Consider the following 13,709-nt stretch of genomic DNA (forward strand, 5'->3'; position numbering starts at 1 on the left):
TCCGATGTTGCACAAGAACATAGCCGTAGTCAGTTGCCTCGTGGCGTTACCGCTGTCACTCTTCACGGCTGGTGCAGCGGAGGCCGGCACCGGCCCCGCGCCGGCCCGCGCCTCGACCGCGACCGCGACAGACTGCGGCCCGGGTTCGCTGCCCGACTTCAACGCCGGAAGCTTCCCCCACGAGCCTACGGTGGACAACACCTGGCTTCCCATGAAGCCGGGAACCCGCTCCGAGTTCACCGGCACCGTCACGGACCTCACCACGAGTCCGCCGGAGGTCCACACGCACCGCGTGGTGTCGATCGTGACGGGACTGACAAAGGAGATCGACGGAGTCCGCACGGTGGTCCTGTGGGACCGCGATTACTCGGACGGAGTCCTTGGGGAATCCGAACTGGCCTTCTTCGCTCAGACCGAAAAGGGAGCCGTCTGGCTCCTGGGTGAGTACCCGGAGGAGTTCGACGCCGGAAAGTTTACCGGCGCTCCGAACACGTTCATCTCGGGAGTCGACAAGGCACGGGCAGGCATCGCCATGTTGGCGCACCCCGCAAAAGGATTTGGACCCTATACGCAGGCGTCAGCGCCCTCGATTGGTTTCCTGGACTGCGCCCAGGTGGTCAGCCGGAAAGCCAATATCCTGAAGATCGACGAATTCAACCCGCTGGACGGGGCATCTGTCGGCCACCAGCAAAAGTACTACCGCGCCGGCGTGGGGAGCTTCAAAGTCACGGCGTCCAGCGGGGACAGCCAGGAGTTCCTCAACCTCGTCTCGACCACGATGCTTGATGCGGCCGCCCTGGCCGCCGTCAACAAGCGTGCGCTGGCCCAGGATCGCCACGGCTATACGGTCAGTCCTGACGTCTACGGCACCACCGAAAGGGCCTGTGCCGGTTCCTAACAGCCGTCATTGCTCAGAACAACGCGGCGGTCACCGTCCGGGTGAGCTGCTGAATGATCGCCGTACGGGGGCCCATGTCCGAGTAGTCGCGGCCGCGCGTGTACACGACGAACACGAAGGCGCGGCCGTCCTTGTTGAGGACACTGGCATCATGCAGGTTTCCGAACAGCAGCCCGTACTTGTGGTGAACCCCTATGCCGGGCGGAACCGCGGGCGGGATCAGGGTCTCGTAGTTGGTGTTCTGCATGTAGGACAACAACTGGGCCGTGTTGCGCGCATTGAGCAGCTGCCCCGTGTAGAGCAGGTAGAGGGTCCGCGCCATCTCCTCCGGGGTCAGCAGGTTCACCGTGAAGTCGTAGCCGATCCCGATTGACGCGGCGTAAGCCGTCATCCGCTGCTGACCGACAGCCCGAAGTATCAGGAGCCATGAATCGTTATTGCTCTGCTGAACCATCTGGCGGATCTGGGCCCCGGCCGTCGAGGCGCCCAACGGGGCACTCAGCGAGGCGCGGCCGGTCTCGACGAGGTGGTAATAGGCCGACGCGGCAAGGATCTTGGCTGTACTGGCGGCCACAAAATTGCCCTCGACCCCGTAGCCGTGGACCACGCCGTCCGAGACATCGATCAACGACACCCCCAGTGCATACGCGCTGTTGGCCGCGATGATCGCGTTGATCCGGCTGCCCAGTTCGGGAGTGATCGTCGGGACCGTGACGGCAGCGACGGGCTCGCCGGCGATTTCCGGAGGCGTCGTGACGGAGGGAGCGGCAGTACCGGAGGCCGCGGGCGGCGTGACAGTGGGGGCGGCAGTCGCGGACGAGGCGGGGATGGTCGGAGCAGTGGTTTCCGGCCCGGTAGTTTCCGGCACGGTAGCTTCCGGCGCGGCCGCTTGGCTGGCGTCAGTGACTGCCGGCGATGCCTGCGCCGTGAGCGGGGCCGTGACGGCGCTACCGGAAGCCGCAGCGGCCGCGGGCTCATCCGGGATCCCCGGCAGCCCCGCCTGGCCGCTCGCGTAGACGCTGCCGGTCATCGCCAGGGCGACTGCGACGGCGGCCGCCGTCAGGTACTGCGGCCGGATCCTTCCCACCCGCCAGGCGAGGGGCCAGGGCCCGGGCTTCGACCCGTCGGCGGCCCGGTGCCCGCCGGACCCGTAATGGCGCGCCGGCTCAGTCATGCGGAATTCCCCGGGGCATCTGTTCGAAAACGTTCGCAGGCATGTTTCTCCCTCGGACGGCGACTGGCCGCTGTGGGGCACTAAAGTCCCTGAATTCTGCACCCTCCCCTGACCCCGCGCAAGGGCCTGGCCGTGGGAAAAGCTGCGATCAGCCGGTGAGCTCCCGCCGTCGAAATCCCAGTTCCCGCTGCGCACCGCGCAGCGGCGACCCGGTGAACGGCAGGTCCTCCAGCCTGACGGTGCCTGCGGCGGCGAGCGCGGTCCTGTTGGCCGAGGCCGCCGCTCTCGGCGGAAGGCCCAGCGTGGCGGCGAACTCTGCCCAGTGCCTCGCCTTGAGGTTCCTGGTCTTCCCCGAGACGGGCAGCGCGAGGGTTTCGTCGCCGTAGAGGAGGGTGCACGGGACGTCGAAGACCGGGGCGATGGTGCGTCCCGGTCCGTCCCCGAGGACGGCCAGGTTCTTGGCATGGAGGTCACCGTTGCCGGTCAGCCAGGCAAAGACAAACTGCAGGTAGAGGTTGCGGCTCGCGACCACCGGTGCCTTGCAGATCCCGGCCAGGGCCGCTGCCACCTGCTCCGAGCTGACGCCGTACTTCGCCGCCGGGGGCAGTCCCAGCACCTGGGTGCCGTCCTCCAGGGGAAGCCGGATCCAGTCGCCGGCCGGATTCCTGACGCGGTCGAACCGTTCCACCAGCAGACCGGGGAGGCCGTTCCGGTCCGCGATGACCCGGCTCTTGGCCACAGGGATCTTCAGCGACTTCGCGGCGCGCAAATGAGCGGCCTCGTTGACCACCAGATGCGGATGTTCCGGCGGGTCCAGTTTGAGCACGTAGCGGTGCCCGCGCAGGGCGAGCGGCGTCGTCAGCATCGAGGCGCTGGTCTTCCGCTGGACCCCCGGCAGGCCGTGCAGGTCCACCGTGTTGGCCAGCACGGAAAAGTCGAGTTCCTCCGGCCGGGACGTGTCGGCCAGGCTGGGCGGTTCCGCCGGAGGGGCACCCGCGGGGACCACCTGAACATCCCCCGGCACGTCCGCCCCCACGGCAAGCAGGAGGGTGAGTTCGTCGTCGAAGCTGGTCTTGGTCGCGTTCTTCAAGACCGTGAGCCGGTGCCCCTCCGGCAGGAGTCCGGCGAAAAACGCCGGCAACGCCCCGGCAGTGCTCTCCACCGCTGCCGCGGACAGCGGGAGGGAGACAGCCACGGGAGGCAGGCCGGACGTGAGATAGTCCGGGAGATAGTCGAACCTCACCGCGCCGGAATCGGTCCGGCTCAGGTGTCCGGCCAAAATGCCGCTCTTATATACGTCCGCGGACCGGACGAACTTCAGGTCCTGCAGGTCCCCCGGCGCCAGGACCCCCATCACTGCACCGTCAGATGCAGGCCCAGGACATTGCTGACGGCGATGACGGCCTGCAGCGACGGGTTGCCGCTTCCCGTCTCGATGGCCCGGACGGTGCGCACCGAAGTTCCCGCCAGGTGGGCCAGGTCCTCCTGCGTGATTCCAGCGTCCTTGCGGGCGCTCCGGATGCCCGCAGCCACTGACAAAACATCACTCATAGCCGCGCCTGCCTCCCGTATTCCCCGCACGTATTTCCCGCACCTGAAGAGGCAGGATGCTGCCGCTTGGGCGAGTCGTGGCTCCCATCCTGCCTCAGCGGCTGCAATTCGGCAAGATCCTGCCGGATCGGCGGTGGGGCGGGGGCTGGACATGACCGAAACCCCCAACCGGCAGGATTCTGCCGGGGTACGCTGGAAAAAACGCAAGGAGCGCCCGATGCGGAAAATCGTTATGGCCATGCAGGTGTCCTTGGACGGGTTCTTTGAGGGCCCGGACCGGGACCTGAACTGGCACATGGTCGACGACGAACTGCACCGCCACTTCAACGAGCAGCTCGCCGCCATGGGCGCCTTCCTGGACGGCCGCGTCACCTACGAGCTGATGGCGGAGTTCTGGCCGACGGCGGACGCCGACCCTGATGTCAGCGCCCCGATGGCCGAGTTCGCCCACATCTGGCGGGAGATGCCCAAGATCGTGTATTCCCGGACGCTGACGACAGCCGGCTGGAACACCACTGTGGTGCCGGAGGTCGTGGCCGAAGAAGTCCTGGCGCTGAAGTCGCAGCCGGGCGGCGACCTGGCCCTTGGCGGAGCGAATCTCGCGGACACTTTCCGGCGGCTCGGACTGATCGACGAATACTGGCTGTACGTCCATCCGGTTCTCGTAGGACGGGGTAGTCCCCTGTTCAAGCCTGGGGACAAAACGGTCCGGCTCCGGCTATTGGAGACCCGGACCTTCGGCAACGGAGTGACCCTGCTGCGCTACGCCGCGTAATCAGCCCTGCGGAACGTCCGGGCGGCACTTCTTAAGCGTTTCTTAATTGCCTCGCGGAAGAGTGGAAACCGGCGCCAACCTGGCGCCCTTGTCCCGAGTCGGAGGATCCCATGACTGGACCCGCCCCTGTTGAACGCGATACAGCACTAGGTCGTACCGCCGCGCGGCCGCAGCTGCTGGCCCTCCCCCAGGTCCGCCACTGGTTGCTGCTGGGCCTCCTCCTCTCCGCCGCCGTCCTGGCTCTCGGCCTGGCGGCGCAGCTGACGCCGGGCTTCAGCGCCACCGAGCTCGGCGTCGATCAGGACCTCAGCCAGCATCACGCCGCGGCCCTGACCGCCGTCGCGATGATACTGAACGTCGTGTTTGGCCCGGTGGCCGGCGTCGCGCTGATCGCTGCCGTCGCCCTCTGCATCTGGCTGTTCCGCGGCGGACTGGTCAAGGCGATAGCATTCGGCCTGGTGGCAGTGTCCGGCTGGGTGGCCAGCGAATTCTTCAAGATCCTCGTGGCCCGCCAGCGGCCGAACCCCGCGCTGCTGTTCGATCCTTTGGCACCGGAAACCGGCTCCAACAGCTTCCCGAGCGGCCACGTGTCCTTTGCCGTCGCCCTCGGTTTCGCGCTGTATTTCCTGGCCCGCGGGACCCGCTGGGCCAAGGTAACGGCCTTCGCGGCCGCGGCGATGGCGCTCATCGTGGCGTGGTCCAGGCTGTACATCGGCGTCCACTACCCCTCCGACGTCACGGCATCATTCCTGGCTGCGAGCGCAGCCGTGGTGATGCTCACCGGGCTCTGGAACGTTGCCGCGCCGAAGATCGCGGACCGGCTACCTGCCCGTGCCATCGCCCGCCCGCTGGCCTCTGAGCCGGCATCTGAGAGGAAGTAACCCCTGCACACCGTGGACATTTCAGCCCTCCTTCCGGCCGCGCAGGCCGCCGGGTCACCGTCGCTGCTGGATCCGGCAAGCCTGCTCGCCGGTCTGGGCCCGGGAGCCCTGGGCGTCATCGCGCTCATGGTCTTCATCGAGTCCGGCGTGCTCTTTCCCTTCCTGCCCGGAGACTCGCTGCTCTTCACCGCCGGGCTCCTGCACCAGCAGCTGCACCTGACGCTGCCGGTGCTGATCGGCGTCGTCACCGCGGCCGCCGTCGTCGGGGACCAGGTAGGGTACATGCTGGGCCGCACTTTCGGCCGGCGATGGTTCAAGGACGATGCCCGGATCCTGAAGACGGCCCACCTGACCACCACGGAAGACTTCTTCCGGCGGCACGGCGGCGCCGCCGTCGTGCTCGCGCGCTTCGTCCCCATGGTCAGGACCTTTGCGCCGCTCAGTGCGGGGATCGCACGCTATGAGTACAAGTCCTTCATCCTCTGGAACATCACCGGCGCGGCGGCGTGGGCAATCTCCGTGACGATGCTGGGCACCTGGCTGGGACACTTTGACATCGTCGCCAAAAACATCGATGTCATCGCCGTGGGCATGGTCCTGCTCTCCGTCGTGCCGGGTATCGTGCAGTTCCTCAGGCGCCGCCGCACCAGCCGGCGCGCGGGGGCGGCGGCCGGCGACACGGAGGCGGAAACCGGGGAGGGACTGCCGGCCCGGGAAATGGTCACGGAAGAATAGCTGACATGACAACCGCTGACCGGCCGTCCCTGCTGCTCGTCGAGGACGACGCCGCCCTGGGACCGCTCATCGCCGAGCTGCTGTACCCGGATTACCACGTCCGGCTGGTCACCAACGGTCGTGACGGCCTGCACGTGGGGCTGACCGAGGCCTGGGACGTCATGGTGATCGACCGCGGTCTGCCCGTGATGGACGGCATCGCCCTCATCGCGGCCTTGCGGTCCAAAGGCATCGGCACGCCCATCCTGATCCTGACCGCGCTGGGCGACGCAGAGGAGAAAGTCAGGGGTCTGGACGCCGGCGCCAACGACTACGTGACCAAACCGTTCGACGCCGGCGAACTGGCGGCACGACTGCGCGCACTGACGCGCACCTATGCCGCCGTGCCGGCACCGCTGAGCATCGGGGACTGGGAGTTGGACCCGGCGCAGCGCTCGATCCGGTCGGTCTACGGGCACACGGTGTCGCTGACCGCAAAGGAAGGACAGCTGCTGGCAGCCCTGGCCGCGGAACCTGACCGGGTCTTCACCCGGGACGAACTCCTCTCAGCGCACTTCCATGCCTCCGACCAGCCCGGGGTGATCGATACCTACGTCCACCACTTGCGCCGGAAGATCTCCAAGGCCGTCATCCGCACCGTGCACGGCGTCGGCTACCAGATCGGCGATGCCCATGAGTAACGGCGGGGGCGCCGGCGAAACCCCGGACCACTCCACACTGCGCAAGGCCTCCCTCAAAGTCGCCTTGCGGATCAGCGCCGCCTGCGCGGTCATGGTCCTCGGACTCCTCGCCGCCACGGCGCTGTACCTCGTCAACCAGCTGGCCCATCCTGAAGTTCCGCGTTCGGCATCGGCCGGGACCGCCTACGCCTACCTGGATTCCCGGGACGTGCTCGAAGCCATGCTCATCGCCGGGGTCGCGGGAATCGTGCTGGCGGGCATCGTCGGATGGCTCAGCGCGCGCAGCGCCATCCGCCCCCTCGGGGACGCCCTGGCCCGGCAGCGGCGCTTCGTCCAGGACGCCAGCCATGAACTGCGCACTCCCTTGACCATCCTGGACACCCGGATCCAGCTTGCCCAGCGCAACACCGAGCCCGGCTCCAAACAGGCCCAGGACCTGGCCCGGATCCGGGAGGACGCGGCAACGCTGACCGGGATCGTCAACGAACTGCTCCTCGCGGCCACCACCGACGCCCCTGACCGCTCGGCAGCGCCTGTTGACCTCGCCGACACCGCCTCCGGCGTCGCCGAAAGCCTCCGGCTGGTCGCGGAGCAACGGGACGTGCGCCTGGACTTCTCCGCCGTTGCCCGACCGCTGGCCAGGATCGACGCCAACGCCTTGCGCCGCGCCGTCCTGGCTCTGGCGGACAACGCCCTCTCCCACACCCCGCCGGGCGGCCGTGTGACCATCACGACGGCGATCGAGCAGAACCGCGCGGTCATCACCGTGGCGGACACAGGGACCGGGATCACCGGAGTGGACCAGGCCCGGATCTTTGACCGCTTCGTGCGGACCGCCAGCACCGGCGGAACACAGGGACAACGGAGCTTTGGCATCGGCTTGGCCCTGGTCCGGGAGATCGCCGTGGCTGCCGGAGGCGCCGTCGAGGTTGCCTCCACCGGCGACGCCGGCACGGTCATGAAGATGACGCTTCCGCTCGCCGCGGGCGAAATTGACTGAAAAACCGGGGGAATCCGTGAGAATCCGGGTAAGGGAAAGACCGGCGATCGCTTGCCCCCAAGGGAAAATCGATCGCCGGTCTTTCCGGATTGGGTGGCCCCGGGAGGGGCCGCCTGGCCCCTGCGGGGTTTAGGCGCGGACGAAGGTCACGCCGCCGGTCGCGGTGAGCCAGGACAGCGGGTGCACGATCGTTTGGTTGGCGCCGTTCATGCCGCCGCTGATCACCTGGCCGTTGCCGGCGTAGATGCCGACGTGGCCGGACTGGACCACCATGTCACCGGGCTGCGGGGCCGCCACAACGGTTCCGAGGCCGAGGAAGGCCCGGGGCCCGATGTCGCCGACGGGCTTACCGGCCGCGCCAAGGGCCTTTTCCACCATCGCGGTGCAGTCCTGGGTGATGCCCAGCTGGCTGTACGCGGCAGAAAGCATGATGGCGTTGCGGCCACCGGCGGGAGCCGCGGCCGGGGCGGCCGCCGGAACTGCCTGCACCTGTACGGACGGCGCCGCGGCTGCCTTGGGTGCTGCCGCCGGTGCTGCTGCGGAAGCAGCGGCAACGGGCTTGGGCTGTTCGATGACCGGCACGGCGACAGAGCTTACTGCGGGGCGGTCGAAGCTGATCTTGACGCTTGAATCGGCGCTGACGGGCGCGCTGAGAAGTCCCTTGACGTCCGCGGCGGAGGCCGGGGCGGCGTCCCGCTGCACGGGTGCCGGGGCTGCGTTGGCGGCCATTCCGCTGGTAAGAACCAGGCCGGATGCGGCGGCGAGGACGGCGGCATGGCGCGCAAAAGTATTGATTGAAGACATGGATGTAGCCTCTCCCAATGCCTGCGAGGTGAGCTGTCGGATTCGGATGGGAGTCACCCGGCCGCACTCCGGGGCCCGTCGTTGCGGGCACTGTGCGGCTTCACCCCAAGGCCTGCGTATCAGCAGGCCAAAAGTGGTTTCCCCGTCTCTGCCGGTCGTTGGTGCGAGTTACCCCCGGGCCGCGGCAGAGTTAGGCAATCGGCTGGGGAGCGCCCGTATCGGAGACAACAGGCACTTATCCACCGTAGCGCGAACCGCAGGCGAATGTCACATTCAGGTAACGGCCGCCACGGTGCGGTCTGGCAGTTGCCCATAGGGCGGTGCAGCTTTTCGACCATAAGATGATGCCATCAGCACCACCTTGGAAGCGGAGGCCCGAAATGAACAGCCACTGTGTCGCCATCTGCCAGTTGAGCAACCAGCCCCAGGAGGATTTCGACGTCAACACCGAACTGCTGATCCTGGACGGCCCGGACGTCCATGTGTCCACATGGGATGCGGAGCCACGGGACGGCGGCTTCGACGAACACGTCCTGAACGACCGGGTGGACGCCCTCGGGTTCATGGTTGTCAACGACTGGGCCTTCCTGGACGGCAAGGCCTACGCGGTGGTGGAACGGCGGTAAGGAACGTAGGCGCGCCGCACCGTCCACGGGACTAGTCTCATTCCATGACAAAGGATTCGGACAAGGGCCATGAGGGCCAGCAGGTGTTGTGGCGCGGGGATCCCGAGGAACACGACTATCCGGCCGCCGCTCGTTATCTCTCGCTGCTCACCGATGACGCCAGGGCCGCCGCCATCGTGGAGTCGTTGCGCCTGGCGCCGTTAACCCATCACGTGGCCAAAGACATCCTGCGGGCCTCGGGCCTGCCGCTCCTGACCCGGGACAACCCCCATGTGGCCTCCGACCTGGCCAAGATTGCCGACGGCCGTCCGCTCTCTCCCGTCCTCCTGGTCCGCGGGGACCTCGACGCCGGAGTCGCGGCCCAGATTGCCGACGGCTATCACCGGGTCTGCGCTTCCTACCTCACGGACGAGAACACCGACATTCCGGTGAAGCTTGTTGCCCCGATTGGCCCGGGGCCGTCCCGCAGTCTCGAGCCATGACCTTCCTGACCCTGGCGCTGATCGCCGTCGTCGCCCTGGCTGGTCCCCTGCTGGCACTGCCGGTGCACTGGCGGCTGCCGGTGGTACTGGGCGAACTGCTGGCCGGGATCGCGATCGGACGGACGGGCCTGGGCCTGGTGAACCCGGCAGATCCGACGTTCAGCTTCCTGGCCAACATCGGGTTTGCGCTGATGATGTTCGTGGCCGGAACCCATGTTCCCGTGAGGGATCCCCAAATCCGCTCCGCCCTCGGCAAAGGCACGCGCCGGGCCGCAGCGGCCGCAGCGGCGGCAGTGGTCGTCGGAGCCGGCATCGGCCTGCTCTTCGGGACTGGACATGCTCCCCTCTACGTCGTGCTGCTGGCGTCCTCGTCGGCCGCACTGGTCCTCCCGATCGTCGATTCTCTGCGCCTCGGCGGACCCGACGTCGTTTCCATGACCGCCCAGGTGGCGATCGCTGACATAGCCTGCATTGTGGCGCTGCCGCTCCTGGTGGATCCGCCGCACGCGGGCCGGGCGGCCCTGACCGTGCTCACCGTAGCGGGCTGCGCTGCGGCGCTCTTTTTTATACTCCGCTGGCTGGAGAGCACGGGAATCCGCGGCCACGTGCACCGGCTCTCGGAGAACCGCAAGTTTGCCCTGGAGCTGAGGATCCAGTTGGCGGTGCTGTTTGCCTTGGCCGGTGTCGCGACTTTCGGCAACGTGTCCGTGATGATGGCGGGCTTTTCCTTCGGCCTGGTGGTGGCGGCCGTCGGCGAGCCGAGGCGGCTGGCCCGGCAACTTTTTGCCCTCAGCGACGGCTTCCTGGGCCCGCTGTTCTTTGTCTGGCTGGGCGCATCCCTGACGCTCAAGGACCTGGCCGGGCATCCGGACATGATTGCGCTCGGTCTGGCACTGGGAGCCGGAACGTTGCTGGCACACGCCGGTTTGGCGTTCCTGGGGCTCCCCCTGCCGCTCGGCGTGTTGTCGGCGGCCCAGCTCGGCGTGCCGGTGGCAGCTGCGAGCATCGGCACGCAGCTTGACGTTCTGTTTCCCGGCGAGGCAGCAGCCCTGCTGATGGGGGCGTTGATCACCATCGCCGCGAGCGCCGTGGCCGGGTCACGGGCAGCCAAGAGGTTCGCACTGCCCGCGAAGGCCGGCGGCGGGTCAAACGAAGCCGGCAGCACCGCCGGCCAAGGTGATCCAGGCGATCCAAGCGCTCCGAAGCACTGAACGGGATCGAGTAAGGGAACGTCACCTTCCGACGGGCGTGAACTGTAGCTCGGGTCTCCTCTTGGCCATTTCCGCCAGGACCCGCGTTACGGCGTCCCGCACCGCCGCGGCGTCGTCGGCTGTGTCACGGTCGGCTGTGGCGCGGTCGGTTGTGGCGCCGTCGGCCTCCGTGTCGGAGTCAAATGTGAAACCCGCCGCGTCCCCGCCGAGCACCGCGCGCGCGTGGCGGACGAACCTGTCCCAATCCCCGGCGCCGGCGCGCAACGCCATCAGCGGCGAAAGAAGCGCGGCCCGGCGCAGCCAGGGATCGGGCTCGCGCACCCACCGGTCCAGCACGCTGTCGGCCCGCACCCTGCCCAGGACGTCCAGACCGTGCACGAGCGGCCCGACGACGTCGACGGCGAGCGGATCCACGAGGTCCGGCAGCCGAGCCTCCCGGATGAAGCCCTCCAGCCGGGTGAGATCCGAGTTGGTCAACAGCTTCACGTTGTCCTGCAGCAGCACGACCGCTGCGAGGCGGCGCTCGAAGACCGGCACCGCCCAGAGTTCGGAACTCAGAGCCGTGATCTCATCATGCGCGAGTCCGGAATACCGGCGGCCGGCATCCCGGACGGTCCCGCGCACGGCACCCACGGAGGCGCCGTAGAAACCGAGGCCACCGCCCCCCGGATTCTTTCCCAGCCCGTACCGCAGCGCCTCCGCACGGCTCCAGGAACCTTCCCGCTGCAGCGCGAGGTCAATGAAATCGCCAGCATCACTCACAGGTCCATTCTTTCCCCTCGGCGCGCGGGCGGGAAAACGCGTAATCGTGCCCTGCCGGCTGCGCCTACCTAGACTGATTGGGACAAGTTTCCGATTGAAAGCGGTTCTCGCAGCCATGCACACCACCACCAGGCACCCCAAGCTGGCACTTGCCGTCGCACTCTCCGCCGTGACGTTGGGGGTGGCGTCGTGTGCTGCTTCCGGGCCGTCCCCCGAGGTGCCTGCCACGTCGGCGGCGCCGACGACCTCCACAGCCTCCGCCGCCGATTTTGGCCTCGACATCGCAGGGGCTCCCGGACGGATCGCCCAGGCCGGTCTCTCGGTGCTGACAGCCGAGGGGAACGTGGACCACTACCATGCGCATCTGGACGTTCTGAAGGACGGCAAGGCCGTAGCTGTGCCGGCCAACATCGGCATCACGGCCGGCCCGGACAACAGGGCCAACGGCATCTCCGCGCTCCACACCCACGACACCACCGGCGTGGTCCACATCGAGTCCCCCACAGCCGGCCAGGTCTTCACCCTCGGGCAGCTCTTCACGGAATGGGGCGTCCTCGGAGGCAGCGGCGCCCCGGGCACCGGGGCGGGACCGCTGGACGGCTGGACCCTCTACGTGAACGGCCAGAAGTACGACGCCGGCATCCGGGACCTCCCGTTGAAGGCACACGACGAGATCGTCCTGAGCTACGGCACTCCCCCGGCAAAGATCCCGGCCGCCTACGAATTTCCGTCTGGAGAATGAGGGGGCGCAAGGCCGCCGCATCGGATCAAGCCGGCCGACTCCGGCACTTGCGGCGACAAGCGCAGGTTTGCGGGCCAAGGTAACGATCCAGTAACGTAGGCGACTGGCCGCGAAGGCCTGGCCCGAACGCAGGGCCCCGGACTGCCCCTTGCCGGGCCCGGTTGCGCCGTTCGGCGTCTGCTCGCCCGTGCCCTTGCGGCAGGGGCCGGATGAAGCTTCCCGCACTGGCCGCCGCCCTGGCAGCGACGGTTGTGTGCGCCAGTCACCAAGCCCGGAGGGGTCCGTTGTTCACGAAATCACCGTCCAAAGATGCACCGTCCAAAGAAGCACAGTTCAAGACGACACACTTCAACAAAATCGCCATTGCGCTGACCATGGGCGCGCTGTCCCTGACCGGGTGCGGCGCTGCTCCCACGGCAGGAGCCGCAGCCCTTTCCCCGGCCAGCGAGGCCTCACATCCTGCCGTGGCGTCGACGCCGTCGGCGGCCGCAGCGACTAAGGCGCCGGCCACCGGGTCTGCGCTGAAGCCGGTCGGCGGGTCGGCCACTACAGCGGCAGATCCCGGAATCGTGGCGGCGCCGGCAGTCCCCGCCACACCCGCAGCCGCACCGGTCGATCCGGCCGCAGGGGGTGCCGCTCCGGCGGCAGCCGCCGCGGGTTCGACGTCGGTCGCGCCGGCCGCCGCGCCCGTTTCCGCCCAAGCCGCCGTCGCCGCCACCGGCGACGGTTCGCAGGCCGCCACGGCCCGGGGCTGGGGTGCGGTTGTCGCGGGCGACGAGTTCTCCAACACGGGCGCCCCGGACTCCACCAAGTGGAGCGTCTTCAACGGAACCGGACATGCCGGAAAGGGCCTGCGCAGCCCGCAGGCATGGTCAGTTGCCAACGGCGTGGCCACAGTCAGCGGTAACTCGGCCGGCACCACGGGCGGCATGTCGGCCAAATTTGCGCAGCAAAAGTACGGCAAGTGGGAGACCCGCATGCGGACCAACGCCCGGGACCCGAAGTACCATCCTGTGCTGATCCTGTGGCCGAACAACAACACCTCCCCCAACTGCGCCGAGATCGACTACGCCGAGGGCAGCACCAACACCGCCCAGATCAAGTTCTTCCTGCACTATGCCTGCAGCGGCTCGAACTTCCAGACCACGGCGGCCACGACCATCGACACCACCCAGTGGCATAACTACGCCGTCGAGTGGACTCCTGGCGGCATCACCGGCTACATCGACGGCGTGAAGACCTTCTCCGACACGAACCCGGCGCACCTGCCCTCCGTGGGCATGCACCAGACGCTGCAGTTGGACTGGTTCCCTGACGGATCAGCCACCAAGCCTTCACAGATGCAGGTCGACTGGGTCCGCGTCTACAAGTAGGCCTCGGTCGCCGGC

16 protein-coding genes and 1 riboswitch are annotated in these 13,709 nt (G+C 67.9%); of the genes, 11 read left to right on the plus strand and 5 right to left on the minus strand.

The window, feature by feature from the left end:
• Nucleotides 1-4 precede the first annotated feature (4 nt).
• Complete coding sequence (locus C9424_RS18310; protein WP_237563550.1) at nt 5-898, plus strand: hypothetical protein; 894 nt, start codon at nt 5-7, stop codon at nt 896-898.
• A gap of 13 nt (nt 899-911) precedes the next feature.
• On the opposite strand, the gene C9424_RS18315 is transcribed toward C9424_RS18310, so the two are convergent.
• From C9424_RS18315 to C9424_RS18325, 3 genes are all read right to left on the minus strand, one after another.
• Nucleotides 912-2,072 (minus strand): serine hydrolase, encoded by a 1,161-nt coding sequence (locus C9424_RS18315; protein WP_237563551.1) that lies wholly within the window; start codon nt 2,070-2,072, stop codon nt 912-914.
• A gap of 148 nt (nt 2,073-2,220) precedes the next feature.
• Nucleotides 2,221-3,426, minus strand: a complete 1,206-nt coding sequence (locus C9424_RS18320; RefSeq protein ID WP_116768296.1) for a type II toxin-antitoxin system HipA family toxin — start codon at nt 3,424-3,426, stop codon at nt 2,221-2,223.
• The gene (locus tag C9424_RS18325; RefSeq protein ID WP_091252213.1) at nt 3,426-3,623 is read right to left on the minus strand and encodes a helix-turn-helix transcriptional regulator; all 198 of its coding nucleotides are present in this window, start codon (nt 3,621-3,623) and stop codon (nt 3,426-3,428) included. Before C9424_RS18325 ends, C9424_RS18320 begins: the two co-directional genes overlap by 1 nt.
• A gap of 217 nt (nt 3,624-3,840) precedes the next feature.
• Here C9424_RS18325 and C9424_RS18330 point away from each other — a divergent pair, with 217 nt between their 5' ends.
• The 5 genes from C9424_RS18330 to C9424_RS18350 all read left to right on the plus strand — a co-directional run bounded on the left by C9424_RS18330 (nt 3,841) and on the right by C9424_RS18350 (nt 7,694).
• Nucleotides 3,841-4,398, plus strand: coding sequence for a dihydrofolate reductase family protein (locus tag C9424_RS18330; RefSeq protein WP_116768297.1), 558 nt, complete (start codon nt 3,841-3,843; stop codon nt 4,396-4,398).
• 110 nt (nt 4,399-4,508) lie between these two features.
• On the plus strand, nt 4,509-5,279 hold the full coding sequence (locus C9424_RS18335; protein ID WP_237563552.1) for a phosphatase PAP2 family protein: 771 nt from the start codon (nt 4,509-4,511) through the stop codon (nt 5,277-5,279).
• Between the two features lie 3 nt (nt 5,280-5,282).
• Nucleotides 5,283-6,014 (plus strand): VTT domain-containing protein, encoded by a 732-nt coding sequence (locus tag C9424_RS18340; protein ID WP_116768298.1) that lies wholly within the window; start codon nt 5,283-5,285, stop codon nt 6,012-6,014.
• Between the two features lie 5 nt (nt 6,015-6,019).
• On the plus strand, nt 6,020-6,694 hold the full coding sequence (locus C9424_RS18345) for a response regulator transcription factor (RefSeq protein ID WP_116768299.1): 675 nt from the start codon (nt 6,020-6,022) through the stop codon (nt 6,692-6,694).
• Nucleotides 6,687-7,694, plus strand: a complete 1,008-nt coding sequence (locus C9424_RS18350; RefSeq protein WP_116768300.1) for a sensor histidine kinase — start codon at nt 6,687-6,689, stop codon at nt 7,692-7,694. Before C9424_RS18345 ends, C9424_RS18350 begins: the two co-directional genes overlap by 8 nt.
• Nucleotides 7,695-7,823: 129 nt before the next feature.
• Here C9424_RS18350 and C9424_RS18355 read toward each other — a convergent pair whose 3' ends face one another.
• Nucleotides 7,824-8,498 (minus strand): hypothetical protein, encoded by a 675-nt coding sequence (locus C9424_RS18355; RefSeq protein ID WP_116768301.1) that lies wholly within the window; start codon nt 8,496-8,498, stop codon nt 7,824-7,826.
• A gap of 4 nt (nt 8,499-8,502) precedes the next feature.
• A riboswitch (cyclic di-AMP (ydaO/yuaA leader) is annotated at nt 8,503-8,701 on the minus strand.
• A 177-nt stretch (nt 8,702-8,878) separates the two neighbouring features.
• On the opposite strand from C9424_RS18355, the gene C9424_RS18360 reads away from it, so the two are divergent.
• Genes C9424_RS18360 through C9424_RS18370 form a run of 3 tightly spaced genes read left to right on the plus strand, consistent with a single transcriptional unit; the run spans nt 8,879 to nt 10,817 of the window.
• The gene (locus C9424_RS18360; RefSeq protein WP_116768302.1) at nt 8,879-9,124 is read left to right on the plus strand and encodes a hypothetical protein; all 246 of its coding nucleotides are present in this window, start codon (nt 8,879-8,881) and stop codon (nt 9,122-9,124) included.
• 44 nt (nt 9,125-9,168) lie between these two features.
• Entirely contained in the window at nt 9,169-9,606 is a 438-nt protein-coding gene (locus tag C9424_RS18365) for a hypothetical protein (RefSeq protein ID WP_116768303.1), read from the plus strand.
• Nucleotides 9,603-10,817 (plus strand): cation:proton antiporter, encoded by a 1,215-nt coding sequence (locus tag C9424_RS18370; RefSeq protein ID WP_116768304.1) that lies wholly within the window; start codon nt 9,603-9,605, stop codon nt 10,815-10,817. The genes C9424_RS18365 and C9424_RS18370 overlap by 4 nt, the downstream gene beginning before the upstream one ends.
• A 21-nt stretch (nt 10,818-10,838) precedes the next feature.
• On the opposite strand, the gene C9424_RS18375 is transcribed toward C9424_RS18370, so the two are convergent.
• Nucleotides 10,839-11,579 carry a DNA alkylation repair protein gene (locus tag C9424_RS18375; protein WP_116768305.1) on the minus strand — a complete coding sequence of 247 codons (741 nt, stop codon included), beginning with the start codon at nt 11,577-11,579 and terminating at the stop codon, nt 10,839-10,841.
• A gap of 94 nt (nt 11,580-11,673) precedes the next feature.
• Between C9424_RS18375 and C9424_RS18380 the strand changes: the two genes are divergently transcribed.
• On the plus strand, nt 11,674-12,321 hold the full coding sequence (locus C9424_RS18380) for a DUF4430 domain-containing protein (protein ID WP_237563553.1): 648 nt from the start codon (nt 11,674-11,676) through the stop codon (nt 12,319-12,321).
• Nucleotides 12,322-12,530: 209 nt separating this feature from the next.
• Complete coding sequence (locus C9424_RS21980; RefSeq protein ID WP_237563554.1) at nt 12,531-13,694, plus strand: glycoside hydrolase family 16 protein; 1,164 nt, start codon at nt 12,531-12,533, stop codon at nt 13,692-13,694.
• The last annotated feature ends 15 nt before the right edge of the window (nt 13,695-13,709 follow it).

Source organism: Arthrobacter sp. H-02-3 (assembly GCF_003097355.1).
In the GTDB taxonomy this organism is placed as follows: Bacteria; Actinomycetota; Actinomycetes; order Actinomycetales; family Micrococcaceae; genus Arthrobacter; species Arthrobacter humicola.

What these genes read in the sequence shown, in the direction of transcription:
- C9424_RS18335 (WP_237563552.1), top strand. Translation starts at nt 4,509, where the DNA reads ATGACTGGACCCGCCCCTGTTGAACGCGATACAGCACTAGGTCGTACC.
- C9424_RS18360 (WP_116768302.1), top strand. Translation starts at nt 8,879, where the DNA reads ATGAACAGCCACTGTGTCGCCATCTGCCAGTTGAGCAACCAGCCCCAG.
- C9424_RS18350 (WP_116768300.1), top strand. Translation starts at nt 6,687, where the DNA reads ATGAGTAACGGCGGGGGCGCCGGCGAAACCCCGGACCACTCCACACTG.
- C9424_RS18345 (WP_116768299.1), top strand. Translation starts at nt 6,020, where the DNA reads ATGACAACCGCTGACCGGCCGTCCCTGCTGCTCGTCGAGGACGACGCC.
- C9424_RS21980 (WP_237563554.1), top strand. Translation starts at nt 12,531, where the DNA reads ATGAAGCTTCCCGCACTGGCCGCCGCCCTGGCAGCGACGGTTGTGTGC.
- C9424_RS18310 (WP_237563550.1), top strand. Translation starts at nt 5, where the DNA reads ATGTTGCACAAGAACATAGCCGTAGTCAGTTGCCTCGTGGCGTTACCG.
- C9424_RS18355 (WP_116768301.1), bottom strand. Translation starts at nt 8,498, where the DNA reads ATGTCTTCAATCAATACTTTTGCGCGCCATGCCGCCGTCCTCGCCGCC.
- C9424_RS18365 (WP_116768303.1), top strand. Translation starts at nt 9,169, where the DNA reads ATGACAAAGGATTCGGACAAGGGCCATGAGGGCCAGCAGGTGTTGTGG.
- C9424_RS18325 (WP_091252213.1), bottom strand. Translation starts at nt 3,623, where the DNA reads ATGAGTGATGTTTTGTCAGTGGCTGCGGGCATCCGGAGCGCCCGCAAG.
- C9424_RS18320 (WP_116768296.1), bottom strand. Translation starts at nt 3,426, where the DNA reads ATGGGGGTCCTGGCGCCGGGGGACCTGCAGGACCTGAAGTTCGTCCGG.
- C9424_RS18330 (WP_116768297.1), top strand. Translation starts at nt 3,841, where the DNA reads ATGCGGAAAATCGTTATGGCCATGCAGGTGTCCTTGGACGGGTTCTTT.
- C9424_RS18315 (WP_237563551.1), bottom strand. Translation starts at nt 2,072, where the DNA reads ATGACTGAGCCGGCGCGCCATTACGGGTCCGGCGGGCACCGGGCCGCC.
- C9424_RS18370 (WP_116768304.1), top strand. Translation starts at nt 9,603, where the DNA reads ATGACCTTCCTGACCCTGGCGCTGATCGCCGTCGTCGCCCTGGCTGGT.